Here is a 26,484-nt window from a genome sequence, read left to right on the forward strand (position 1 = left end):
TGTACACCCTGGGACACAAGTGACGGCTGCTCCACGGGACGGTTGCTATACAAGACGGTTCCTGCATGAAACCGTTGCTGAACGAGGCGGCTGCCCCAGGAGACAAAAAGCGGGCCGATACGTTCCTTGCGGTGCTGCGCGCAATCGCATCGGCCCTGAATGCCGCGTATGGAACGCCGCTTTTGATGCTTGTCATCCGTTTTCATGCTTATCATCGCTTCTTGTACGAACGGCTCATCCTGCGTGAAGCGCCCGAATCGTCTCCAGAAATTTTTTCATCGTTCCCGTCATGTGCGAGTCCCGTCTATGGATGAACACGGTCGAGACCGTGGAATATTCCTCGGGTATGGAGAAGCAGCGAATCTTCCCCTCTCTCTCCAACCGTGACACGGTCGGCCGCGGAACCAGCGAAACGCCCAGCCCCGATGCGACGACGGCCAGTATCGTCTCAAGCGTCCCGAACTCCATGATCTTCGTCGGCGCAATGCCCTGGCTGCCGAGCCAATGAACCAGACGAGAGCGGTAGCCGCAGCCGGAGCGAAACACAAGGAGCGGCTTTGTGCTGCATTCCTCCAGCGACGCAGGCCCATCCTCGGCCCTGGCGATCAAGACCAGCTCCTCTTCGATCAAGGGCTCCTGGACAAGCTCCGGGTGCTGGACCGGACCGCTGACAAACGCCCCGTCCAGCTCGTACTGGAGGACGTCCCTGATCAAATGCTCCGTGACGCCGGTCATCAGCGACAAATCCACGCGCGGATACTTTTTGTGATAGGCGGACAAGATGTCAGGCAAACAACTGACAGTTTCCACCGAGCCGACCAGGAGCGGACCGGACGGGTCTTCCTCGTCCTGAAAGGCGAGCTTCATTTCTTCCATCATCGCCAGGATCTTCTGCGTGTACCCCAGCAGCTTTTTCCCCTCGGGATTGAGGCTCATTCCCCTGCGATGCCGATAAAACAATTCGGTCCCCAGCTTCAGCTCCATCTGTTGAATCCGGGCTGTCACATTGGACTGTACGTAATTTAATTCTTTCGCCGCCTTGCTGACACTGCCCAGCTCAGCCACAGCCTGAAAAATCCGCAGATCGCTGATCTCCATTTTCGCTCCCTCTTTCTATGTTTCCGCCGCTTATCTTCCACCCCCATTGTATCACTGACAATGATACATTTCATCATTTTCAATCATTTTACATGATGGTAATTTCGGAATATGATAGTCATCGTGAAAAATTTGTTAGCGAAAGTGAATTGCGAAAGGAAGTCACCTATGAACAAAGAGCACATCATGAAAGGGGCCTTGCTCTGCCTGATCGCCAGCATGGCGTGGGGCGCCATGTTTCCGGTCGCAGAAAGCGCGTTTGCCCATCTGGACCCGTTTTACTTTTCCGTTATCCGTTATTCGGTTGTTTCCCTGCTGCTGCTTGTTTTTCTCTGGATCAAGGAAGGCAGACAAGCACTGCGTCTCGAAGGCCGCGGAGTCTCTCTCTGGTTTTTCGGGACCATGGCATTTACCATATACAACTTGCTGGTCTTCTGGGGCCAAAACCAGTTGGGCACCTCGGGAGTGATCCTCGCATCCGTCATGGAAGCGCTCATGCCGATGCTGTCCGTACTCGTGCTGTGGATGTATAAAGGCCAGAAGCCTCAACCGTTTACCATCGGCTGCATCGCCCTCGCCCTGGTCGGCTGCTTTTTGGTGATTACGAAGGGCGACTTCCGCACCTTTCTTTTGGGGGGAGACAGCCTGCTGCCTGTCCTGCTGATATTGCTCGGCGTACTGGGCTGGGTGATCTATACGATCGGGGGCAACCACTTCGCCTCGTGGTCAGTGCTGCGGTATTCCACTTTGAGCTGCGTGCTGGGAACCGGGACCTCCCTGGTGATCGTCCTGCTGCTGACAGCCTTGGATGTCCTGCACGCCCCATCGCTCCAGTCGGTATTTTCCGTCGGCTACGAGCTTGGCTTCATGATCGGAGTCGCGGGAATCCTGGCTCTGCTCAGCTGGAACGCGGGTGTCAAGCTGCTCACACCGATCAACGGCATCCTGTTTATCAACTTTGTTCCGGTCACCACTTTTCTGATCTCCGTCTGGCAAGGCTATCAGATCACGATGTACGATGCCGGAGGAACGCTCTTGATCATTTTGGCTTTGATCAGCAACAACCTGTTTCAGCGAAAAAAGCTCAAGCTTGCGGTGTCGGGCAGAGCCGCTTCCAAGGAAGCCTCTTTTTGACCGCCCCGTGGCGCTCAGCTCCCTATTGCTTCAACAGATAAAAAAAACTACGACTGACCAATTAACTAACAAGGATTTCCAAGACCTCTGTCGAAGTTAGTCATTAGCCTATTTGACGGAGGTCTTCTCATGCCTTTACCCAAGAATCGTGTCATTCCTGAAAAGAAAATATACTTTCGGCCAGAGATACAGCATTGCCCGCACTGTGGCACGAAACTCAGGCGACATCATACCGCATGGAAAAAGAATGTCATCACACTTGCCGGTGTTATCCAAGCTTGGAGTATGGCTTATGCTTGCAGCAACGCAGATTGCTCATACCCCAGAACCTATTACAAATCCGCTGAAGCTGAGCTTCTCAGCATGAAACACACTTCCTACGGTTTTGACGTGCTAGCGTTGGTTGGTCAGCTTCGGTTTAAGCAACATATGACAATCGGCGAAATTACGGAAACGTTGAATCAGCGCGGGGTAACCACGTCAGAACGCAATTCTCAGCGGTTGTACGAACGTTATCTTACCTTGCTCCGCGCTAGCGTGACGGATCACGTCAAGCAAGCACTCAAGCAAGTTGTTCAGGACCGTGGCGGTATCATGATTTCCATGGACGGTGTTCAGCCCGAGAAAGGCAATGAGACGCTCTATGTCATACGAGAAGTATTCAGCGGAACGATCCTGTCTGCACAAAATCTAAAGAGTAGCTCCGCAGAAGAACTTAAGAAACTCATCCTGCCTGTTATCGAACTGGGATTTCCCATCATCGGGATCGTTACGGATGGTCAACAATCCATCCGAATGGCCATGGAATCGTTACTGCCGGACGTGCCGTACCAATACTGCCAATACCACTATCTAAAGGACATTGCAAAGCCTGTTGTCGATTTAGACCGCAAGCTCAAGACAGGAATCAAGAAGAGCCTCCGTGGTATTCGCGAAGTCGAGAAGCGAATCGAAAACGATGCCTCTACAGAAGCAGAGGTGGCAAAAGATTACGTGGCGGCCATTCGTTCTGTGCTCCTCGAAGACGGCAATCCCCCACTCGATCTACCGGGCATACGTGTTTATGAAAATGCTAGAGCCATTCAGGCTTCCCTCGAACGATGCCTGAGTAAAAAAGGGGCCCTCTCTGCTCAAAAACCTAATCAGAATTTTCGATAAATTGGATGATTTTGAAGAGCAATATGCTACCGTGATGCGCTGGTCCAAACCGATTCACCACGTTGCCGGGATCTTGAATCCAAGCATAGATAAACGAAGTGAAACGGTTCGATTTCATATGCAGCATCTGTTAGATTGGGTTGAACAGACGTACACCAGCAAAGACGACTTGCCAATGGTTGCAAATCTGAAAAGCTACTCCCGAGGGTTTTGGAAAGGCCTGTTTACGTGTTACGACCATCCGCATGTCCCACGAACGAACAACGACCATGAGCGTTTCTTCCGCCAGACGAAGACCCGGCATCGACGGATGACGGGTCTGAGAAGTTGGAACGAATATATCCTCCGAAGTGGTGAAATGGTCGTATTTGTCGATGACGCACTTCACCAGAGTAATGTGTTAAGTAGACTTCAGTCTGTAAACTACCTTGATTTTAAAAATGAAGGCCTGCGTTGGTCTGCTCGTTTGAGTGAAGCTACCAAACGCAGACGATTCCGAACGAATCCAAGTGTGTACCTGGAACAGGCCGAAAATGCTTACTGTATGTTAATTGGTCAGTCGTAGAAAAAAAAGCCACGCGCCATGGCAACCGTTCCGCATAGGAACCTGCCAAGCGCGTGGTTTTTTCTTGTGTTTTCGTTCCGTTGTCTTTTATGGTGTCCTGAAGTTTTTACGCCTCCAGCGGCGTGACCGCATCGTGCATATGCATGTCCATCTCTTGCAGATACGCATCTTTTTGCGATTCGCTCCACCCCAGATGGCTGGCCATGTACGCGACCACGGCATCCTTCCACTGTTTCGCTTCGTTGATCCGGAAGAACAGAGCACCCGTCCGTCTGATGAGGAAATCGACCGGCTTCACTGCCATTTCCGCTTCCATCGCATAGCGCAGCGAAACGAACCAGTCAAGCGGCAGACCGGACTCCGCGGCCTCCTGGGCGTGCCCTTCGGCTAAGCGGAACAGTTCATCTACATTGGAGCCATAGAAACGGGCCAGCCGCTCTGCTTGCTGACGGGTAAAGCCGTATCTCGTTCCCTCTTCGGTTTTCCGTTCGATAAAGGCGGGCAAGCTCGCACTGCCTCCCACTTTTCCGCCGGAAATAGGCATATGCTTCGTTGCACAAGGTCCAAATGTCCCTTTTCCTTCTTTTTGCAGCAAATCAGCGACCATGTCGACGACCATCTCGGCCATTTTCCGGTACCCCGTCAGCTTCCCTCCGGCGATGGTGATCAATCCCGAATCGGATTGCCAAATTTCGTCTTTGCGCGAGATTTCCGAAGCGGATTTTCCTTCTTCGTAAATCAGCGGGCGAACGCCTGCCCAGCTTGATTCGACGTCTTCGTCTTTGATATCGAGCGCAGGGAACATATAGCGGATCGCATCAAGCAAGTACTGCTTGTCGGCACTCGTCATCCGCGGATGGGAAATCTCCTCTTTGTAGAACGTATCGGTTGTCCCTACATATGTTTTTCCGTCGCGAGGGATGGCGAACACCATGCGTCCGTCGGGCGTGTCAAAATAGACAGCTTGTTTCAACGGGAAGCGGCTTTGGTCGATGACGAGATGCACCCCTTTTGACAGCTGCAGGAATTTTCCTTTCTTGGAGTTGTCCCGATCCCGCAGCGTATCTACCCAAGGTCCTGTCGCGTTTACGATTTTCTTTCCGTACAGCTTGTATTCGGTGCCGTCCAGCTGATCGACGACCTTGACGCCGTTCACCTTGCCGTTTTCGTACAAAAATTCCTCAACCTTGGCGTAGTTCACCGGCAGCGCCCCGCGCTCGGCGGCTTCTTTCATCACCTCTATGGTCAAACGGGCATCATCTGTACGGTATTCTACATAATACCCTCCGCCCAACAAATCTTTTTGCTTGATCAGCGGCTCTTTGGCCAAAGTCTGCTGGGCATTCAGCATTTTCCGGCGCTCTGAGCCTTTCACCTGGGCCAAATAATCATAGACTCGCAGGCCGATGGATGTCGAGAATTTGCCGAAGGTCCCGCCTTTGTGGATCGGCAGCAGCATCCATTCCGGTGTCGTCACGTGAGGGCCATTTTCGTACACGATTGCCCGCTCCCGTCCGACTTCCGCAACCATCTTCACTTCAAACTGTTTCAGATAGCGCAGGCCGCCGTGGACCAGCTTGGTCGAACGGCTGGACGTTCCCGCAGCAAAATCCTGCATTTCGACCAGGGCAACCTTCATGCCCCTCGTTGTCGCGTCAAGGGCAATGCCCGCTCCGGTAATTCCTCCTCCGATCACCACGAGGTCAAAGAGCTGATTGTTCATTTCTTCCAATCTCTTTGTTCTCTGCGCACTTGAAAATGTCTCTGCCATTTCATTCCCTCCCGAGGTTGTACAGAAAAACAAAAAGAGACCCCAACGAACACTATAGCTAAACTATAATGCATTGAGGTCTCTCCGATTCTCCAGACGAAATATTAACTTATACAATAATATAACATAATATGCCTTCCGATAAAAGCCATAGCTGCAATTACCGCTCGTTTCCAGCCCGGCTGCATTACTGCAGCTTTTTCCAGGGCCGCGAATGCCTCTGTACCAAAGGACGAGGCGACCATTTTTGGACAACGTCCGCCTTGTAAAGCTCCGAAACGCACCTCAGCCTTTCGGAGCAAAATGCTCCCAGAGCTTCCGATTGGAGGTGGTAATAGCCGAAGCTCCCCCTTGCAAGGCCATGTTCACGTCATCAATCGTTCGAATCAGTCCCCCTGCCAAGATCGGGATCTTCGTTCGTTCAAACACTTCTGTTATGATCGCAGGCATGGCGCCCGGGAGGACTTCAATAAAGTCGGGCTGCGTCTTTTCCAAAAGCAAATAGCTTTTTTCCAATGCATTGGTATCCAGCAAAAAAATACGTTGAATCGCCAATACCCCTTTTTGCTTCGCTTTTAAAATGACGCTCGACCTGGTTGAAATCAATCCCGCCGGCTTGATTTGCTGACAGAGAAATTCCGCGGCGTACTCATCGTTTTTCAAGCCTTGCACGAGGTCGGCATGCAAAAACATTTTCTTCTTATGTTTCTCTGCCATGTCATACAAGCCTTTCAATTGCGCGATATGCGTATCCAGAAACACCCCGTATTCGTAGGGGGATTCCAAAATATGATCAAAATCCTTCATATGGCGGGCAGCAGGAAGTATTTTTTGGCCGTTAAAATTCATCAAGATCCACCTTTCTTCCGATAACGTCCTTCCTCCAACTAGGATGCATCGATCATTTCCATCTTACTGCAAAACAGCTTGCAGACAGAAAAAAACCCACCTTTTGCAAACTCCCCTTCATCGGGGAATTCAACAGTGGGTCTCCATCTCTCCGTCACTTCGTATTAACTTAGTTTGATTTAAGCAGATCGTGTAACCGTTGTCAATTGCTCTGAATGGAGCCGCACTCCCCGCAAAGCATGTTATTTCTGTTGATAGAGAGGACCGATTCGGTCAATCCGGTTTGTCCAGATGCCGCCGGTATAGCCGGAAGGCAGCCGCTTTACATCCTCGGGGGTATCAAATCCGGTTGAAAAGTCGCTTCCGTCTCCTCCCACCACGATAACGCGTGTGTGGGCGTTATCCATGCGCTCCAGAAAACGAGTCGGCCATCCCCACAGCCAAGGGCCGATTTTTTCGGGAATATGCAGCTGCGTATGCTCGCATGCGGCTGGAACGTAGCCTGTCCAGCCTGCAGCAATGTAAGGGATCAGACAGCTTTTCATCGTTGCTTTCGACATCACTCTGACGCTGGGCAAGCCTTCCTTCAGGGCCGCTATCGGTTCATCTCCGCCATACACAGTCAACCGCTCCAATTGGCTGGCGGGCAATCCAGAGAGAAAGGCGGCGAGCTGCTCTCCTTCGGTCGGATCGTTGCTCTTCACGTGGATTAAAAACGATTGCTCGGGAAAATGGTTCAGCACTTCTTCCAGCGACGGCATCAAGCCGATTCCCTTTCCGCGAAACGGATATGTTTTTCCTTGGTCGGCTGTGTAGCCGTACCCGATATCCAATCGCTTCAGCTCTTCCAGGGTATGCTCGCGCGTAACCCCTTGTCCGTTGGTCCGGCAGCCTAGCGTCCAATCGTGGAAAACGGCGAACTTGCCGTCTCTGGTGGGCTGAACGTCAAATTCGACAATGTCGGCTCCAGCCTGAAAAGCCGCTTCCATAGACGGGATCGTGTTCTCCAGAAACGGGTGCTCCGGTTCGTAAATCCTCTCCGCTGTGCACGTCTCGCCTGTAATTCCTTCCATATGAAAGGTTTGGGCCATACCCCGATGGGCCAGCAGCAGCGGAGCTTCATTGCTCGCTTTTGTAAACAGAGAGCTGTTGTTTATGTAGACAAATGCAGCCAGCACAAGCAGACACAAAACGAATTTGCTCTTCAGCATTTTTTTCAGCTTCTTCATCGAGTCCTCCTGTTGTAGATTGCATGATGTAAAGCAAGAATATCATGAACCTTCTCCATATGGCTAATCCGGCTACAGCTCTCCCAGCGGTTGAAAACCAATCGCATGTACACGTGCCTTGAAAAAATAAGGCTGGCTGCCTCTTTTACAAGTGCAACCAGCCTGTGCTCATTTCTTTGCGGTCATTCTGTTTTCTTACGGTCCTACGACAAGAACAAATAAGCGAGCGGGGTCGTAAACACAAGCGTGAGAATCGTCCTCTCCAGCCAGATCGCGATCAGCTGCGGGATGCTGATCGGAATCTCCGTAGACAAGATGCACGGAATCGTGGCGGAGAAGAACAGGATAGACGAGACAGAGACTACCGCGATCACAAACTTGGTGATCAGGGGCGCTCCGGTCACAATCAGCGCGGGCAAAAACATTTCGGCGATTTCGATCGCGGATGCCTTGGCCGCGAGGAACGGCTCAGGAAGCTGCAGCAGCCACGTGACCGGATAAAACAAATAGGCCAGCCAGTCAAAAACAGGCGTGAACTGGGCCAGCACCATGCCGATCAAGCCCACTGACATGATCGAAGGCAAGATGCCCATCGTCATGATAAAGCCGTCGCGCAGATTCACCCAGATGTTTTGGCCAAGCGACATCGACGATTGGGCGGCGTGCATCGCGTCGCTCCAGGCATGCTGGAGCCTGCGTCCGGTCACCGCCTTTTCCGGGTCCCCTTTGCCATCGTAATACTCGTCGCTCATCTTGCTGAGCGGCCAGATGCGGACGGTCACAGCCGTCACCAAAAACGTAACCACAAGCGTGACCCAGAAATAAAGGTTCCAGTAGGCCATCAGATCAAGCGTCTTCGCCACCACAATCATGAATGTGGCAGAAACCGTGGAAAAGCCGGTGGCAATGATCGCCGCTTCCTTGACCGTATACTTGCCTTCCTTAAAGACGCGGTTTGTAATAAGCAGGCCGATCGAGTAGCTGCCGACAAACGAGGCCACCGCATCGACAGCGGAGCGGCCTGGTGTTTTCCATACGGGACGCATAATCGGCTGAACCAGTACGCCTATAAACTCCAACAGGCCGTAGCCGACCAGCAAAGCCAGGAAAATGGAACCGATCGGAACGACCAGCCCAACCGGTATCACGAGCTTTTCAAACAGGTACGGCCCCATGTCTTTGTCCATCAGCCAGGCTGGTCCGATCTGAAAGAAGATCAGAGCCGCTACGATCACACCCAGCACCTTGAGAAAGGAAAAGACAATGTTCACCTTGTTTTTCTTCCACGTGCCTGTAGCGAACGGATAGATCGCTCCGAGCAGGATCACCACAAAAGCATACAGAGGGATGACGCCCGGGACAGTGCCCCGCAGCCAGGTGACGATATGGTCCAGCGGGATGGAGGAATTTCCGTTTACCGTTATCGGGATAAAGAACATAAAAATGCCGATCAAGCTGAAAATGAGAAACTTCCATACATTGGCCGGCGTAGCTGGAGCAGTGGCCGGATTCGTTTCTGCAGCAAGCCCGTTTTGCGGATGATAGTCCATAAGGGTCCTCCTCTGGCTGAGTTGTCGGTCCCTCTCCCTTTTCCTATCCAGATAACTGCTATCTCTCTTTTTCAAACGGCACAGGCTGCCTGCCATCACCCAATCGAGGAGAGAGTGCCCCCTCGCACTCTCTCTTCTGGACCGGGTTATGACGCTTTACGCCAACCGTCCTTCTTTTACTACCGTGATGCCTTTTTTCACAACTGTGTGAACGTGGTTGATGCCGTATCGATATTGCAGGGTCATGTAATCAGGCACATCAAATATCGTTACATCCCCCTGCTTGCCCTGCTCAAGACTGCCGATCTGCCCGCCGCGGCTGATCGCGTGGGCCGCATTGATCGTCGCGGCTGTCAATACCTCCGCAGGGGTCATGCCCATTTTCAGGCAGCCCAGATTCATGATCAGCGGCGTGGAAACAGTCGGCGAAGAGCCTGGATTGCAGTCCGTCGAGATCGCTACGGCCATTCCCGCGTCGATCATCTTCCGGCCATTGGCCGACTCCGCCATGAGGAAGAAGGCGGTCCCCGGCAGGAGGACACCGATGACGCCCGCTTCTGCCATCATTTGAATGCCTTTGTCAGAAGCGCGCAGGAGGTGGTCAGCCGATACGGCGCCGATGGAGGCAGCCAGCTCGGCTCCTTCATACGGCTCGATTTCATCGGCGTGAATTTTTGCTTTGAGTCCATACTCCACGCCTGCTTCCAAAATGCGGCGGGACTGCTCGGGGGTAAACACTCCGCGCTCGCAGAATACGTCGTTGAATTCTGCCAGCTTGCGGCGGGCGACTTCGGGAAGCATTTCGCGAATCACCAGCTCGACGAAAGCATCGGGATCGTGCTTGTATTCGCGAGGGACGGCATGCGCTCCCATAAAAGTGCTGACGATGTCAATCGGATGCGCTTGGTCCAGCTGCTGTGCCACTTCGAGCTGCTTGATCTCATCCTCGAGAGTGAGGCCGTAGCCGCTTTTCGCTTCTACAGTCGTGACCCCGTGGAGGAGAAATTGATCGAGCCGCTTCTTGCTCTCGGCAAACAGGGTCGCGTGATCAGCAGCGCGGGTCGCGGCTGTCGTCGCGTGAATGCCCCCGCCGTTGTTCATGATTTCCATATAAGTAGCGCCGTTTAAGCGCATGTTGAATTCATTTTGACGGCTTCCGGCATGGACGAGATGGGTATGAGGATCAACCAGACCCGGCGTTACCAGCTTGCCGGACGCGTCGATGACTTCTGCCTCATGGGCTCGCCCCTCATACGCCGCTTGCAGCTCGTCATCCGTCCCGACCATTTCAATCCGGCCTTTTTCGATCCAGAGGCTGCCGTTCTCGATGATTCCCAGCTCATTCATTCGCTTGCCTGTCACCGGTGCGGCAGAACCGCCGGCCAGCGTCACCAATTGGCTGGCCCGGCGAATCCATACAGGTTTGTTGTTCATGGCGCTTACTCCTTTAGCATCGGGATTTTGACGCCTTTTTCCTTGGCTGTCTTCACCGCGAGATCATAGCCTGCATCCACATGGCGGACTACCCCCATGCCCGGGTCGGTCGTGAGGACGCGCTCCAGGCGCTTCTCTGCTTCCGGCGTTCCGTCAGCCACGATGACCATGCCGGCATGCAGCGAATACCCCATGCCTACGCCGCCGCCGTGGTGGACGGATACCCAGCTTGCTCCGCCTACCGCGTTGATCAGGGCGTTCAGGATCGGCCAGTCCGCAACTGCATCGCTGCCGTCCTTCATCGCTTCCGTTTCCCGGTTCGGAGAAGCGACAGAGCCGGAATCCAGGTGGTCGCGGCCGATCACGATCGGAGCGCTCAGTTCGCCGCGGGCCACCATGTCGTTGATGATTTTGCCGAAGCGTGCCCGCTCGCCGTAGCCCAGCCAGCAGATGCGCGCCGGAAGTCCCTGGAAGGACACCCTTTCGCGGGCCATGCGAATCCAGTTGCACAAGTGCGTGTTATAGGAAAACTCGCGGAGAATCACTTCGTCTGTCTTGTAGATGTCCTCCGGATCACCCGAGAGCGCCGCCCAGCGGAACGGACCTTTGCCTTCGCAGAACTGCGGACGGATGTACGCGGGTACAAACCCCGGGAAGCGGAACGCATCCTCCACGCCTTCGTTTTTCGCCACCTGACGGATATTGTTGCCGTAGTCGAAGGTAACGGCACCCTGCTCCTGCAGCTTCAGCATTGCGCGGACATGCTCGGCGATGCTCGCCACCGCTTTCGCCTCGTACGCTTTCGGATCAGCCTTGCGGAGTGCTGCCGCTTCCTCCAGCGTCATGCCGACCGGAATATACCCGTTCAACGGGTCGTGGGCGGACGTCTGATCAGTCAGTACATCGGGGATGAAGCCGCGCCGCAGCATTTCGTTCAGGACGTCTACGGCGTTGCCCAGAAGACCGATGGACAGGTCCTTCTTGGCCGCTTTGGCTTCCTTCGCCATCTCGATCGCTTCATCCAGACTTTCTGTCATCACATCGAGATAGCGCGTTTCCAGACGGCGCTGGATGCGTGTGCGGTCGATTTCGATGTTGATGCTCACCCCGCCATTGAGCGATACCGCGAGCGGTTGAGCGCCTCCCATACCGCCCAAACCGGCAGTTACTGTGATCGTGCCTGCCAGCGTACCGCCGAAATGCTGACGGGCGCACTCGGCAAATGTCTCGTACGTCCCCTGCACAATTCCCTGGCTGCCGATGTAGATCCAGCTGCCGGCGGTCATCTGTCCGTACATCATCAAGCCCTTTTTGTCGAGCTCGTTGAAGTGGTCCCAGGTCGCCCAGCGCGGCACCAGATTGGAGTTGGCCAACAGCACGCGCGGCGCATCCGCATGCGATTTGAATACGGCAACCGGCTTGCCGGACTGGATCAGGAGCGTTTCGTCGCTCTCCAGGTTTTTCAATGTTTCGACAATTGCATCGAAGCATTCCCAGTTCCGGGCTGCCTTGCCAATGCCGCCGTACACGACCAAATCCTCAGGGCGCTCCGCCACTTCCTCGTTCAGATTGTTGAGCAGCATCCGAAGCGCCGCTTCCTGTACCCATCCCTTGGCATGAAGCTTTGTACCTGAATATTGCTGGATCAACTCTTGAATCGATTGTGTCTTCGTCATCATTGCACCTGCCCTTTCCCCAATAGGTCTTTGTATATGTAGTATAGAAGAGACCAATCGGGGAAAAACAGGCATCCTTATTTCGATTTCCTTTCGGTTTTTTCGGAGATTTCGGATAACCGGAAGCGCTTCCAACCAGAAAAAGAAAAAAATTTACGATTTATTGCTTTTCTTTTGATTTCGAAACGAACGAGGGGTTGTCCCCCGCTTTTCCTTAAAAATCTTGCTAAAATAATTGGCGTTTACAAAGCCTGTCCGCTCGGCAACCTCCTGGATGGAAAGGCGCGTCTCCAATAACAGCCGCTCTGCTTCGCGCAAGCGTATCGTCGTCAGCAGCTGGCGAAAGGACACTCCCTGACGCTTTGACAAAAGCGAGCTGAAATAGGCGGGACTGCGGTCCACATGCCGCGCTGCCTCCTCCAGCCGCAAATCGGCGCGGGCGTAGTTTTCCTCCAGGTAGCGGATGGCCTGCTCGATAATATCGAGGCGGGCTCCCTCGCGATTCGTCGTCGCGGAATCGAGCAGCTCGTAGATGAACAAAAGCAGCTCCTGGACGATCCGATAGAGCACCGGCGTGTATAAGATCGTATCGAATACGCGGTGATACCAATCCTCCAGCGCTCCTTCGTCCAGACAGTGAGACTTCATAAATCTTCTCACCTGGGCCAAAATGCTGGTCAGGCGGATACGAAGCAGCCCCGGCTCGGGATACGGCTCTTCTTTATGAAGGAACTGGCGGTACATCCACTGCTTCACCTGTTCGCGGTCGCCGTCGTGGAGCATGTCAATCCACGCCCTTTGCTCCGCCGGAGTCAGAAAAGGATCGATGACCGCCCAGTTCACCTTGTTCTCCACCACCGATATTTGCCGGTATCCTTTGAAAAAGCGGATGTCCAGCGCTTCGACGGCATACCTGTACTTCTGGTGCAGACTGAGCATTTGATCCTCGGCGTCGTACAAAACGAGCGAAAGCGACTCCGAATGCTGCGCTTCCCAGTCCATCAGCAGCCGTTTTCCTACTTCCAGCAGCGAAGCGAGAGGCGCCTCGTTTTTCAGATCGAAAAGACAGACGATCACGTCGCTCAGCGGCAAAAGAGCAGGCTTGTCCCGAAACGGATATGTCTCCAAAAATGTCAGCAAATCCCCGTGCCGCGCTGTCTCCTCGAGCTGCAGCAGCATCAGCTGAAGTCCCCTTCCCGGCGTTTCCAGAGGCAAAAACAGACTGCGGTACGATACCGCCGATCCGTAATGGTCAGTCTGCACTTCGCTTGCTTTTCGGGCCACCGTCCTGTCCTGGCAGCAGCGGGTCAGGACACGCCGGATATGCTCGGGAGTTTGCGGCTTGACCCACAGGTCGATGGCGTGAAGCTCGATGCCCTGTACGGCGCGCTCAAAGGTGGCCTCCGCTGTTGTTACAATGACTGTCGGCCGGTATTGGGAGGTCAGCATTTTCAGTCGCTCCCACTGTTCCTTGGACACCATGTCCAGCTCGACGCAGACGACATCCGGCCTTGTTCCTTCGAGGACGCGGAACAGCTCGGAAGCCGTCCCGGCGGTGACAACCTCGTCAAAGGGGATGGCACATGTGGAAACAAGCCAACTGATGCCCGTCCGTTCATTGGCGTCCCGGTCCGCGATCAAAAGCGTCGTCATGCGATCTCCTCCTGTTCCGTGAGACTAGCAGGGTTATGCCCTGCATGGGATTCCTCGCAATCCGGCTTTGCCGGCAGAAATTCTGTCAGACAAGGGAAGGGCTGCCAAAATGGCAACCCTTTTACTTTCCAACCTTCCATTCTATTTTGCTGCCGATGACATGATCGAACGGGACAAAGCCGATCTCGCGGGAGTCCAGGCTGTTGTTGCGGTTGTCTCCCATGACGAAGATGTGGCCCTCCGGCACGGCCCATTTCCCGTCTTCTCCCTCCATCTTTTCCTTGATGTAGGGCTCACTCAGCTTCTCGCCATTTCGATAGAGCTGATGGTCCTTAATCTCGATGACGTCACCCGGCTTGCCGATCAAACGCTTTACATACATGAAATTTTCGTTCTCTTTTCCCAAAAACAGATGGATGAGCGGATGGCCGACCAGGTCATCCTGAAAGCTGCGCTCTCGATCCACGCGACTGTCAATTACCACGATATCGCCGTAGTCCGGCAAATACGAAAACGTATGGGACAGCTTCGATACATAGATTCGCTGCTGATCTTGCAAGGTTGGGTCCATCGAATGCCCTTCTACCTTGAACGGCTGAAACACAAAAATGCCGAGCACAAGCGCAAGTCCTAGCGCAAATGCCAATGAACGGACCCATTCCCAGATCTCTCTTAGCTTCACCGGCAACCCCGCCTTTCGATTTTCAAAATTTCCTCGAAAGCTATCATAGCATAAAATGGCGGCGGAGCCAAAAATATACCAAATTATGGATCTCTGTGAGACCGTTCACATATTCTCATTTCTTTCAATTTCCTGAACAAAGTCGCCCGACTGACCCCTAAAAGCTGCGCCGCTTCCTCTTTCGGCCTGTTTGCTCTCTCCAGGTGAGTCATGACCCGCCTGATTGTGCGCTGCTCGATCTGCTTTAGATTCCAGCTTGAGCCTTCTCCCGGCCCGACGACAGGCTGGGCCTTGCCTTCAGCAGATGGGCTTGTCCACAACGTGGCGGGGAGATTTTCCGGAGAAATGAACAAGCGATGCTCCATCGTGGACGCATACTCGACGACGTTGGACAGCTCCCGTACGTTACCGGGCCAGTCATGCTGGACGAACCTGGCTTGTACCTCCGGCGTAAAGCCGTTTAGCTGTTTTCCCAAACGTGCAGCGTTTTTCTGCAAAAGAAGGTGGGCCAGAGGCAATATATCTTCCCTGCGCTCCCTTAGCGGAGGCAGATGGATCGGGATGACATGCAGACGATAATACAGATCCTGCCGGAAGGCGCCCTCTCTGACCAGTTGGGCGAGATCGCGATGGGTCGCCGCCACCACTCTTACGTCGACACCGACGGGCTGGCCCTCTCCTCCCACGCGGACGACCTGCTTTTCCTGCAGGACACGCAGCAGCTTGCCCTGCAAATGCATCGGCATATCCCCGATCTCGTCGAGGAAAATCGTCCCTTTGTCAGCCGTTTCAAACAGTCCCTTTTTTCCTCCTCTGCGGGCTCCGGTGAACGCCCCCTCTTCGTATCCAAAAAACTCGCTCTCCATCAAAGTATCGGGAATGGCGGCGCAGTTGAGAGAAACAAACGGTTCGTTTCTGCGGGGACTGGCCTTGTGAATCGCTCGTGCGAACAATTCCTTTCCCGTGCCGCTTTCCCCCAGAAGCAGGACGGTGGAATCACTCTCTGCCGCACGTCTTGCCATCTCTTTCGCCCGTGTGATTACGGCGCTGGTTCCGGTTATCTCGGCAAACGCATCATCCTGCTGCATAGCCGCCTGCAGTCTCTCCAGGGCAAGCTGCTGCTCCCGATACATCTGATGTTCTTTTATTTGCATCGCGATCAGCTCTGCCATTTTTTGCAAGAAAAGCAAAATGGAGTCCACATCGGAAAAAAGCCGATCCCGCTGTTTCTGATCAAAGGCGAGCAGCCCGATCACTCCCACGCCAATCCCGTTCACCCGAATCGGACAGCAATTCTCCCCGGTTTCCGCGCAATTCCCGTAATGCATGCAAGGACGACAGAGCGGATCGGTACCCGGGCTGTCGATCACGACAGGCTGACCCGTCCTGAGCGCTGCCTGGTAGACAAAATCTTCTCCGGCCATCGCTTGCAATCTGCCCGGCTCAGTCTTGCCTGTACCGGCGATTCGCAGCAACTGATGGTCAGCTATCTCTACCTCCACGTGCAATACGGACGCGACTGCCTCCGCAATCTGTTGAACCGAGTCGGCTATTTCCCGCAATGACACAGCGCATCCCCTCTCGTTTTCCGTCTCCCTCCATTATAGCTGGCGGGAGGCACAAGAAGGATCTGGAACAAGTGGATACTTTCCGCCCCATACGACGTCTTCGTACTGTTTCGCATCCGTATTTCCCTCGGTACTGAAGAGCAGGATCACCGAGTCTTTGCCCAGCCCGAGATGTTCCCGCAGCGCAGAGAGCTCACCTGACCGCATGATTTCCGCAAGCAAGCCGAGTCCTACCGCTCCACTCTCACCGCTAATGATGCGGGGGTCATCTCCCGGGGGAGCTGCCAGCATTCGCATCCCGGTCGCCGCTACCCAATCGGGACAGCTCACGAAAGCTGCGGCATGATCGCGCAAAATCTCCCAGGCGATCGGGTTCGGTTCTCCGCAAGCAAGCCCGGCCATAATCGTCTCCAGATCACCGTCTACCGTATGCGGAGCACCGTCGCCTATCTGTGCCGACTGGTACAAGCAATTTGCCGTATGAGGCTCGACAATGATGGTGGCCGGCCCCTGATCTCCCAAACAGCTTTGCAGATAGCCATGCACGGCTGCAGCCATCGAGCCAACCCCCGCCTGCAGAAAAACATGTGTCGGCACAGGCTCTCCGGACTCCTCGAGTTGTTCCAGCGCTTCCCTGGCCATCGTCGTATAGCCCTGCATAATCCATCGCGGGATGTCCGTATAGCCTTCCCATGCGGTATCCTGGACGACCTGCCAGCCGTTTTCCTCGGCCATTTTTCTCGACAAGCGGACAGCTTCGTCGTAATTGCCATCTGTCACATGCGCCTCGGCTCCTGTCTGCCGAATCGCTTCCACCCGCTGCTCTGCCGATCCCTTTGGCAGAAAGACGACTGCTTTTTGTCCCAACTGCTGCGCTGCCCAGGCGACCGCTCTGCCGTGATTCCCATCGGTCGCAGTGACGAACGTTACGGCTCCGAGCTTTTGCTTTGCCTCAGCCGAACGAAGCAGCTCGAAGCTCGCCTCTTCGACCGGAATCCCCAACCGGGCGCTCAAATGTCTGCCGATCGCATAAGTGGCTCCGAGCACCTTAAAGGCGTTCAGGCCAAAGCGGTAGGATTCGTCTTTGATAAAAATGGCTCTCACGCCGAGACGCTCAGCCAGGTGTTTCAGGAAATGAAGCGGAGCAGGCTTGTAGCCGTGAATGGAGCGGTGGAACCGGATGACCTCCTGCGTTTTGGCCTCATCCAAAAATGTCGCCGCTTCTCGCGGTCGGCCTATCGTTTGGTTCCCTGTTTCTTGAAGAAAATAGCGAATACCCGTTTCCATTGACATGATTTCTCTCCTCCTTGTTTACCCGCAATAAAGGAATGCTCCATTGCTGCTGAGTCGATTGGTTGGAATCGATGCTCTGATTCGATACTCTGAATCGACTATTCAGAGCTTATTTCTGTGCAACTCTCATGCCATGGAGGAGGGGAGGCAGTGAACGGTTTCATTTTTCGTACAAGAATCAAAACGATACTATATTTGACTCATTTTGATTCTTTCGTCTCTTTTTGAGACTTTTCGCTTTTGGTGGTCACAGCCTGCCGCAAAAGCTCCGCGATCCGCTTTTGCTCCTGCTCGGCGATGATCACGTAACTGAGAGACTGCGGGCCAAATCTGGCGGTTGTCGCCTTGTATGCAAATGGATCTACCTCCGTCTTGTCCCGATCGTTTAGCAGGGAACTGGTGAGCTCTATCGCCGCTCCGCCTTCGTACTTACACCTATCGACACAAGACCATTTATATAGTTAGTACAATCGTATGGCGGGAAGGAGGAAAACTTGACCGATACTTTTTTCCCATCCCGTTTCTTTTGTCCTGGACAGAAAATCCCCCCTCCGATTCGATTCTCATCAGTTTCTGAAGGGGGCTTGTTATTTATTTTCGGACGACCTTGAACAAATCGACTGTATGGCCTGGCTCGTTTCTGCAAACGTCCTTGCTCAAGCTTTCAGCGTCACGGCCATGTCTGCCAATGCCTCTTCGGACTGGGCAAAAAACTCCTCATACAGCGCGATCACGGCCCTGTCCGCATCTACCTCTTTTACGCCGAACATCATGCTGACCTCGGAGGAGCCCTGGTTGATCATCTCCAGATTGACCTTGGCTCTGGCGAGAGCGGATGTTGCTCGCGCCGAAGTACCCACGGAACGGCGCATGCCTTCGCCGACGATCATGACGAGTGAAAGGCCTCTCTCGACGATGATGTCTTCGGCCTGAAGCTCCTGTTTCAATCTGTTCACTACCCGCTGTTCGATTTGCGGGGTAAAATCCTTTTCCCGCAAAATGACAGAGATATTGTCAATCCCCGACGGCGTATGCTCGTACGAGAGACCCTCTTCCTCAAAGATTTGCAGCAGCCTGCGGCCAAAGCCGATCTCTTTGTTGAGCAAATACTTGCTCACATAAATACTGCAAAAGCCTTTGTCAGCCGCGATTCCGGATACCCGATTTTCGTGGAACGGTCTCTCTGAGACGATCATGGTGCCTGGTGCCTGCGGATTATTCGTATTTTTGATGCAGACGGGGATACCCGCCTGATACGCCGGATACAAAGCTTCCTCGTGAAAGACGGAAAAGCCCGAATAGGAGAGCTCTCGCATCTCCCGATAGGTGATGACCTGGATTTCCTTCGGTTTTTCTACAAGACTCGGGTTCACGACATACACCGAGTCGACATCGGTAAAGTTCTCATACAGCTCCGCTTGCACGGCTGCAGCCAGAATGGAGCCAGTAATATCGGAGCCTCCCCTGGAGAAGGTGACCAGCTCGCCCGCCGGCGTAAATCCGAAAAACCCCGGAAAAATCACGATCCCGGACTGGCTTTTCAAACTGCGCAGCTTTTCATACGCTTCAGGCAATACATGAGCGTTCCCCGGCTCTCCAGTCACGACCAGACCGGCATCCTTGGGGTTTACATAGACAGCCTCCCTGCCCTGGCTTTGCAGGTAACGGGCTACCAGCTTGGCGCACGTATCCTCTCCCGCCGCTTTTACCCTGTCCATGAACCGGCCGGGATCTTCGGCAGGTATGAAGTGCAGCGCCTCTTTCAGCTGTGCGGCGATCTCTTCCGCCGCCTCGACAGGCAAGCCCAGTTCCCGGATAATGTCTTGATATCTGCCGATGATCCGGCTTTGAACTTCTTCGGCGGGCTGGCCTTGCAGACGCGCTTCCGCGTACCGGATGAGAAGATCGGTAACCTTCGTATCTTCCTTGTACCGTTTTCCGGGTGCTGAAACGACGACGAGCTTTCTCGCTTCATCCGACTTGACAATCTCGCATACTTTTTTTATCTGTGCGGCGCTCGCCAGTGAGGTCCCGCCAAATTTGGCAACTTTCATCTCCGACTCCTCCATCTGTGTATAACGATCACAAACTGCATGAGTATAGGTTAAATTATTTACCCCATAAAGACAAGTGTCCATTTCAGAAGGACATAAAAGAAACCCCTTTCACAAAGAACAGTCTTCGCGAAAGGGGTGAAGAGCCTGTATGATCCGCGATATGGGCCGCGGCCGTCGGAATAGCAGGGGGGTAATAAAGTTTCTACAAATCGGGCTAAAAAACATTTCGAACATTAGTTCAGCTGTAAATATATCGGTTCATGTTTGTCGAGAGAGACAATCATACCCATCTACCCCCAGAGATTAGAATTTTCCGCAGAACGGTTACCATACCCGCAGGAAACTGTGCATTTCTAAGAGTGCGTTCCGGACCGAATACCTTCCGCGGCAATAACATGCTCCGTGTTGTTATGGAGGGGGATACGAGTAAAAATGAGAAAGGCGTTGTAATAGCCCTGTCAGGCACTACAGCGGAAGGACGTACAGCAACTACAATGATTTTCAATCATGAAGAATTTATTGTAGTTAAATGATCACTTTTGCTTCCCAGGAAAAAGAAGTGCTTCATAAACAACGAAGGAGCTGCGCAAGACTAGCAGCTCCTTTTCCACTTTGTACATACAAGCCGGCAGCTCCCCCGCGAAACGCTCCGGAGCGGACAGTTCACACTTCTTATGCAAACGGAGCCCGGAGCCAAGCAGAAAAACACGCTTTTCCCGCCCCGGCCCCGTTCTCAAAACAAAAAAGGGGCAAGCCCCCAAGGATTTAGCCCCAAACAAGTTAAAAAGCTGTGCCACATCAGATCATGCAGGTCATGCGGTCACATTCAGATTCGGATTGTACCTCTTCACGTAATGATACAGCTCCTCCTCTGCCAGACGAAAAGTGAAAGCCGCCTGAGATTGTCCAGACAGATGCTCGCCAAGTTGTTCCTCTCCCCGCGTCAAGCGCTTGTTTGCCGCCTCTGGCAAGGTGAAGACATGCGGGACGAGAAGCTGCAAGTACCACTTGCCCTGCTCCTCCTCCGAAATATCGATTTCCAGCTCGATGTCAGCACTTTCGAAGGAGTAGAGATGCGTAAACAGCTCCTCTCTCGCAGCAGCATCCAGGCCGTCTATGGACAGCTTCATGACGCGGAGGTAATACTCCTCGTTAAACAGGACGGTATGCTCATCCATGCGTTGATATTTTTTCTGGACCAAATCCATCGCAATCCCCGCCTCTCCTTTTCTCATACTTTTCAGAATACAACGAACAATCGCTTTGAGCAACCATGCAATAAAAAAAGACGGCCTGTTACCGAGAATAACATCCCGGCCACCAGGCCCCCTGATGAACTTGCTAAAACAGCGATGTCCCTTCCGTCAACGCTTCAGCGTCTTCACGCGTGATCAACACAGCGCGAGGCTTTCCGCCGCTCTGTCCGGCTACATAGCCGTCGGCTTCCATCATCTCAATCAGGCGAGCCGCCCGGTTGTAGCCTACGCGGAAACGGCGCTGCAGCGCCGAAGCAGAAGCCTGTCCCTGATCGGCAACATACAGCAGTGCCTCGTGGTACAACGGGTCGTCCCCCATATCGAATGATTGCACCTGCTGCTCCAAATCCTCTTTGCTGAACAGGTACGCCGGTTTTCGCTGCCTTTTGATCGCTTGGGTGACGGCCTCGATCTCTTCGTCCGTCACATAGTTTCCTTGCAGGCGAATCGGTGTCGTTCCGCTTTCCAAAAAGAGCATATCGCCCCGCCCGAGCAAGCGCTCCGCTCCCGATTGGTCGAGAATCGTCCGCGAGTCCACCTGAGAAAAGACGGCAAAGGCCAGACGCGTAGGGACGTTTGCCTTGATGTTCCCGGTGATGACATCAACGGATGGGCGCTGTGTCGCCAAAAGCAGATGAATACCGCATGCACGTGCTTTCTGTGCGATTCGGATGATGCAGTCTTCCACATCCTGAGGGGAAACCATCATCAAGTCGGCCAATTCGTCGATGACAATGACAATGTACGGCAGCGGCTGATCCGTCGTTTGGTTGTAGCGGTCAATATCGCGCACTCCCGCATCCACAAACAGCGCATACCGTTTTTCCATTTCCTCCACCGCCCATTTGAGCGCAGCCGTCGCCTGCTTCGCGTCAGTCACCACCGGCGTAACCAGATGGGGCAGATGATTGTACGGAGCCAGCTCAACCATTTTCGGGTCGATCAGCAGCAGACGCACCTGCTCCGGTGTCGCCTTATACAGCAGGCTGACAATGATCGAGTTGATGCAGACGCTCTTTCCTGAACCGGTCGAACCGGCAATCAAGCCGTGCGGCATTTTTTTGATGTCCGCGACGATCGGCTCTCCGCCGATGTCCATACCCAGGGCAACAGCCAGCGGCGACGAATGCTGCAAAAATTTCTCGGACCCGATAATGCGGCTGATCAGCACCGGCTGGCTTTTCAAGTTGGGGACCTCGATGCCGACAGCGTTCCGTCCCGGGATCGGAGCTTCGATCCGAATGTCTTTGGCAGCGAGATTGAGCTTGATGTCATCGATCAAACTGGTGATCTTGTTCACCTTCACCCCTGGCGCAGGCTGTATTTCAAAACGGGTCACCGAAGGACCTTTCACAATGCCGACGACCTGTGCGTTTACGTTGAAATTGCTCAGCGTCTCTTCCAGCAGCAGCTTCTGTATTTGCGTATGCTCGTCGTCATCGTCATCCTGCTCTGGCGATGGGGCAAGCAGCTCAAGGGACGGACTCGCATACGGCAATAACGGTTGCTCGTCCGGTTGCGGAGCCGGTTGTTGGTTGACGACTTCAGCTTGCCGCTGTAGTGGGTTGACGACGGCAACTTGCCCCTGCTGTGGGGTGACATCGGCAGCTTGCCGCTGCTGTGGATTTGCTTCGTTTGTCTCTTTCTGCGGTGCGGATGACGGCTCGCTTTTTTCCGCAGCGTATGCAGCCAGACTGGCCGCCAACTCGGCTGCTGAAGCAATTGGCGCGACCCCTTGCAAATTGTTGGCTGGATTCGCAAAGGAATGCGGCGGAACGCTTTGCGAAGAACTGTTCACAGACTCGTCTTTTGCGGAGCCGATCTCTTCCCGCTTCTCCTGGGAACGGCTGCCTTCCAGACCCGGCTGAATCGTTGCCCGGGGAGAAGCGCTCATCTCCTGCGCAGTCTGTTCCTCTACAGGCTGTTCCGCTTCCTTCTGTTCCGCGTTGGTCTCTTTCCCGATAAACGGCATGCCGGCATTCGATACAGAGACAATCGGCTGTTCTTCTCCCGATTGCTTCGAGGCTGGTTCTACTGCGGCTGGTTCAATCGATCCTTCTGCCGCTGGCTCCTCTGAGGTCTGCTTTTCAGCCGGTTCTTCCGCCACTGGCTCCTCCACAGTCAACTTTCCAACCGGCTCCTCCGCCACTGGCTCTTCTGCGGTCAGCTTTTCAGCAAATCCTTCCGCATCTGAATCAACTGCAGCCCGCACGCCATTATCCTCGGCTTCGCCTGAATCAAATTCCGCCTCGTCCAGTGCAGCTGCTGCTTCAAGCATCTCGCCAACAGTCACGCTATACTCTTCTCCCGGCTGACCAGTGCTTGCCGGCTGCATGTGGCCGGAGGCTGCTGGATCGGCAGGTTGACCTCCAGCGTTGTCAACGTCCAAAAAGTGCGGCGCTTGCGCCCGGTTATGGACGCTGTGAGCAAACGATTCTTCCTCTTGCATGCCGTCTTCCACCCGAATATCTGCGGCTTCGCTCACTACCGTTTCGGTCTTTTCATTTTCAGGAAGCTGTACCACCGGCTCGCTGTTCATCTCCAGTACAAGGTCGGAAGATGCTTCCGACCGGTCATCCGCTTCTGCTCTTTCCGCGTGGCTTGAGGCAGTCAGCTCCCGCATCCTCGCCTGTTGTTCATTGATCAGCTCCCGGGAAGAATGGACTCCGGCTGTCGTATGTATCCGATGATCAGCGTCCTCTGTCTCAGCAGTCACCTTTCCAAACACAGGTGAAATGACCTCTGAAGGTTTATAGGGGCGCTTGGTCTCCAAAGGCTGGGCGGTCCGGCTTACCGTATCAACGGCCTCTTCCGCCTGTCTGGTCTGTTCATTGCTGTCAGATGTTGTTGCACGCCGCCGCTCCGGTTCACCTTTTCCCGCAGTCGCGCGCGCTCTCTCAGCCCTTCTTTTCGCCACGGCATCTGCCGGATTTTCTGTCGGCGGAGCCTGCTCTGTCCGTTTTTCGGTCTGTTTTTCATCAGGTATGACCGGAAATTTAAATTGTCGCTGTTTCCTTCTGCGGAACGGCTCGTCCGTCTCTTCGATTTCCCGCTCTCTGGGGTAAATGCTCCGCGTTCTTGCCTGCACTTTGCCGCCAGACACTCCTGTTGAAGGACGAACGTATTGCTCTGTATGCCCTTGTTCCTGTTGTTCACTTTCGTCTCCGCGAATAAAACTCATCAGCTTGTGAAGCCACGACCACATGTTGCAACGTCCTTTCTTGCATAACCTCTTAGCATAACCTTTCGCTTTCTACAATCTTACCACGAAACACCTCGTTGTTTTTGCTCTGTTGAGTTTTTTTTAGATAATGAGAAACCTTTTGCCAGCTCATGCGTAATACAAGATGTGGAAATTGAAATGAATTGATAGAGGAGGAACACTTCATGTGGAAAAAGGGGAGTGCCCTGCTGCTTGCTTTGGGGCTTGTTCTCACAGGCTGTTCAGGTCAAGCGTCATTGGTGCGGGACGCCGTCGTTACATCGCTCGATAAACCCAACTATGACTACCAGGGTTCACTCAAACTGGTTGGTGACGTAGACAAGCTGCCAGCAGCCCTGGGCGAACCAGCGGACTCTGAAAGCATCGCCGTACTGAATGCACTGAAAGCAGGAGTAACCGTAAAAGGTTCCCAGCTCGATCTTCAGAACGCGAAGATGGACGTCGTAGTAAACGACGACAAGCTGCTGCGGGACAAAGGCGTTTGGGCTGGCGATAAAAAAGCTGGCGTGGAGCTGATCGTAAGCGGAAGCGATCTGTATGCAAAATCTTCGTTGGATAAAAAATACTTGAAAATCGACTCCAACTCGACTGGACTCGTTGCCGCTGGCGAAACAGCCATCGATCCGGCGAAATTGAAAGACTACCAGGACAAAATGAACAAATTGACGATGGACTTCATGAAGAAGTACATCTCCAAGTACGGCTACAAGCTGTCCAATGTGAAAGACCTGGGCAAAGAAACCGTCACACTGCCTAACGGCGAGAAAGTGGAAACAGCACACATCGCCATCACACTGGACACAAAAGAACTGATTCAAATGTTCTACTACACAGCAAATGACGCTGTTGCCAACCAAGACGTAAAAGCGTTTGCTGTCGACATCATGGTCTTGACTCAACAACTGGAAGAAGAAATCACTCCAGACGCGAAGAAAACGACAGATGCCGAAAAACGCGCGACTGCCGAAGCTGCAGTAACAGCTGGCATTGCTTCTGCGAAACAATGGCTGGAAACAGAGGGCAAAGTCTATACGCCTGAAAAAGTCGTCGAGCTGCTGAAAGAAGAGGGCTTCCACGGTGTGAACTGGACCCTGGACTTCAACATCGACAAGGCAAAACAGCCTATTCGCCAAAAGAGCGCTTTGAACGTAACGTTCGCGGTTGACAAAACCCAAAAGCCGTTGACTGTCGGTCTGGAAGCAGAAACCGTATCGTACAACTTCGGCAAAGCGACCAAGTATGACATCCCTGGAAAAGACGCTTCTTTGACTGTAGAAGATCTGAAGAAAGATCCGAAAGCAATCGAAGCTTTTGACAAAAAAGGCTTCTTCCGCTCCCTTGCTGAAACGCTCTCCACTGAGCCAAGCTGGGAAATGGATGCTGTAGAAGCAGTTGTAGAATAAGCTACATGAAGAAAAGGCATGACGCCCTGTGCGCCATGCCTTTTTCTTATCCACCGTTTGCCTGATGGATCAAGTCCGCAGTCTGGCTATTACGTTGCCTGCTTCCCGACTAACGTTCTTCCCCGTTCCTTTCCCGATACAACTCCTCAATCGTTTTCATCATCGATTCGTACTCTTTTTGCGTCAACTGCTCGACTTGCTGCAATTGATGAAGCGCACGCATCTTCTTTTCCGCATGAGCGTGTTCCTCCGGCGTCTGCCCTTTCCCCTCCTGAAACTCGGTCCAATGATGGGCGAAGTTTGCGGTCAGAGCGCCAAGAGTCCCGATACCGGTGACCATCAATATCGTAGCCATGATTCTGCCCCCCGTCGTAACGGGCGAGATGTCTCCGTATCCGACTGTTGTCGTCGTGACGATGGACCACCAAAGAGCATCGCCGAAATGAACGATATTTTCGTTGATGCCGGCCTCCAGCAGGTAAATGGCTCCCGAGCTCCAAAGCATGATCAAGGTGACCACGCCAATCACCCGCTGCATCGGCTTGGATTTCAGCATGCTCCAGAGAAAAGGAGAAGCTCTCAATATCCTGACAAGGCGCAGGATACGCATGAAGCGCGCCAGATAAAAATAATGATCAAGCGGGATCATGGCGACGAGATCGAACCAGTTGCTGATGACAAATTTCTTTTTATCTTTGGCCAGCCATAGGCGGATGACGTATTCCGCTGCCAAAAAGCTGATCAGGATGACGTCTGCCTGATTCATAAACTCCTCGGTCAACCGGGGATGACTGGCCGGATCGGCGAAGACGACAATCGCATACGTGATGACCAGCAGGATGACAAAAATTTCATACATGACCCGAAAAAACAAGAGGACTCCTC

General features: G+C 53.5%; 19 protein-coding genes. 4 read left to right on the top strand and 15 right to left on the bottom strand.

Annotation, left to right across the window (positions count from 1 at the left end):
• Positions 1 to 234: 234 nt before the first annotated feature.
• On the bottom strand, positions 235 to 1,098 hold the full coding sequence (locus NST96_RS20090) for a LysR family transcriptional regulator (RefSeq protein WP_003389124.1): 864 nt from the start codon (positions 1,096 to 1,098) through the stop codon (positions 235 to 237).
• A gap of 168 nt (positions 1,099 to 1,266) precedes the next feature.
• Here NST96_RS20090 and NST96_RS20095 point away from each other — a divergent pair, with 168 nt between their 5' ends.
• From NST96_RS20095 to NST96_RS20105, 3 genes are all read left to right on the top strand, one after another.
• A complete protein-coding gene (locus NST96_RS20095) occupies positions 1,267 to 2,232 on the top strand; it encodes a DMT family transporter (protein WP_003389123.1) in 966 nt (321 codons plus the stop codon).
• Between the two features lie 363 nt (positions 2,233 to 2,595).
• The gene (locus NST96_RS20100) at positions 2,596 to 3,390 is read left to right on the top strand and encodes a transposase (protein WP_251873633.1); all 795 of its coding nucleotides are present in this window, start codon (positions 2,596 to 2,598) and stop codon (positions 3,388 to 3,390) included.
• Position 3,391: 1 nt separating this feature from the next.
• Positions 3,392 to 3,955 carry a hypothetical protein gene (locus NST96_RS20105; RefSeq protein ID WP_342404165.1) on the top strand — a complete coding sequence of 188 codons (564 nt, stop codon included), beginning with the start codon at positions 3,392 to 3,394 and terminating at the stop codon, positions 3,953 to 3,955.
• Between the two features lie 106 nt (positions 3,956 to 4,061).
• Here the strand turns inward: NST96_RS20105 and NST96_RS20110 are convergent, their stop codons facing one another.
• The 13 genes from NST96_RS20110 to NST96_RS20170 all read right to left on the bottom strand — a co-directional run bounded on the left by NST96_RS20110 (position 4,062) and on the right by NST96_RS20170 (position 24,178).
• Complete coding sequence (locus tag NST96_RS20110) at positions 4,062 to 5,726, bottom strand: glycerol-3-phosphate dehydrogenase/oxidase (RefSeq protein ID WP_003389122.1); 1,665 nt, start codon at positions 5,724 to 5,726, stop codon at positions 4,062 to 4,064.
• Positions 5,727 to 6,011: 285 nt separating this feature from the next.
• Positions 6,012 to 6,575, bottom strand: a complete 564-nt coding sequence (locus NST96_RS20115) for a glycerol-3-phosphate responsive antiterminator (protein ID WP_003389120.1) — start codon at positions 6,573 to 6,575, stop codon at positions 6,012 to 6,014.
• Positions 6,576 to 6,817: 242 nt separating this feature from the next.
• On the bottom strand, positions 6,818 to 7,804 hold the full coding sequence (locus NST96_RS20120; RefSeq protein WP_039071312.1) for a glycerophosphodiester phosphodiesterase family protein: 987 nt from the start codon (positions 7,802 to 7,804) through the stop codon (positions 6,818 to 6,820).
• A gap of 203 nt (positions 7,805 to 8,007) precedes the next feature.
• On the bottom strand, positions 8,008 to 9,354 hold the full coding sequence (locus NST96_RS20125; protein WP_003389117.1) for a YjiH family protein: 1,347 nt from the start codon (positions 9,352 to 9,354) through the stop codon (positions 8,008 to 8,010).
• Between the two features lie 156 nt (positions 9,355 to 9,510).
• Positions 9,511 to 10,788 carry an imidazolonepropionase gene (gene hutI / locus NST96_RS20130; RefSeq protein ID WP_122957919.1) on the bottom strand — a complete coding sequence of 426 codons (1,278 nt, stop codon included), beginning with the start codon at positions 10,786 to 10,788 and terminating at the stop codon, positions 9,511 to 9,513.
• Between the two features lie 5 nt (positions 10,789 to 10,793).
• Positions 10,794 to 12,464 (bottom strand): urocanate hydratase, encoded by a 1,671-nt coding sequence (gene hutU / locus NST96_RS20135; RefSeq protein WP_024982884.1) that lies wholly within the window; start codon positions 12,462 to 12,464, stop codon positions 10,794 to 10,796.
• Positions 12,465 to 12,617: 153 nt separating this feature from the next.
• Complete coding sequence (locus NST96_RS20140; protein ID WP_003389114.1) at positions 12,618 to 14,117, bottom strand: helix-turn-helix domain-containing protein; 1,500 nt, start codon at positions 14,115 to 14,117, stop codon at positions 12,618 to 12,620.
• A 121-nt stretch (positions 14,118 to 14,238) separates the two neighbouring features.
• Positions 14,239 to 14,805, bottom strand: a complete 567-nt coding sequence (lepB, locus tag NST96_RS20145; RefSeq protein ID WP_085974956.1) for a signal peptidase I — start codon at positions 14,803 to 14,805, stop codon at positions 14,239 to 14,241.
• 77 nt (positions 14,806 to 14,882) lie between these two features.
• Positions 14,883 to 16,367 carry a sigma 54-interacting transcriptional regulator gene (locus NST96_RS20150; protein WP_342404334.1) on the bottom strand — a complete coding sequence of 495 codons (1,485 nt, stop codon included), beginning with the start codon at positions 16,365 to 16,367 and terminating at the stop codon, positions 14,883 to 14,885.
• 33 nt (positions 16,368 to 16,400) lie between these two features.
• Positions 16,401 to 17,660 (bottom strand): diaminopropionate ammonia-lyase, encoded by a 1,260-nt coding sequence (gene dpaL, locus NST96_RS20155; protein WP_031933138.1) that lies wholly within the window; start codon positions 17,658 to 17,660, stop codon positions 16,401 to 16,403.
• 656 nt (positions 17,661 to 18,316) lie between these two features.
• Positions 18,317 to 19,714 carry an aspartate kinase gene (locus NST96_RS20160; RefSeq protein ID WP_172920714.1) on the bottom strand — a complete coding sequence of 466 codons (1,398 nt, stop codon included), beginning with the start codon at positions 19,712 to 19,714 and terminating at the stop codon, positions 18,317 to 18,319.
• An 815-nt stretch (positions 19,715 to 20,529) separates the two neighbouring features.
• A complete protein-coding gene (locus NST96_RS20165) occupies positions 20,530 to 20,925 on the bottom strand; it encodes a hypothetical protein (protein ID WP_340701472.1) in 396 nt (131 codons plus the stop codon).
• Positions 20,926 to 21,058: 133 nt separating this feature from the next.
• Positions 21,059 to 24,178, bottom strand: a complete 3,120-nt coding sequence (locus NST96_RS20170; RefSeq protein ID WP_342404335.1) for a DNA translocase FtsK — start codon at positions 24,176 to 24,178, stop codon at positions 21,059 to 21,061.
• A gap of 182 nt (positions 24,179 to 24,360) precedes the next feature.
• Between NST96_RS20170 and NST96_RS20175 the strand changes: the two genes are divergently transcribed.
• Positions 24,361 to 25,599: a hypothetical protein gene (locus NST96_RS20175; RefSeq protein WP_342404336.1), complete on the top strand. Its 1,239-nt coding sequence runs from the start codon at positions 24,361 to 24,363 to the stop codon at positions 25,597 to 25,599.
• A 109-nt stretch (positions 25,600 to 25,708) separates the two neighbouring features.
• Here NST96_RS20175 and NST96_RS20180 read toward each other — a convergent pair whose 3' ends face one another.
• Positions 25,709 to 26,473, bottom strand: a complete 765-nt coding sequence (locus NST96_RS20180) for an ion transporter (protein ID WP_003389102.1) — start codon at positions 26,471 to 26,473, stop codon at positions 25,709 to 25,711.
• Positions 26,474 to 26,484: the final 11 nt, after the last annotated feature.

It is taken from the genome of Brevibacillus sp. FSL K6-2834 (genome assembly GCF_038592925.1).
In the GTDB taxonomy this organism is placed as follows: domain Bacteria; phylum Bacillota; class Bacilli; order Brevibacillales; family Brevibacillaceae; genus Brevibacillus; species Brevibacillus borstelensis.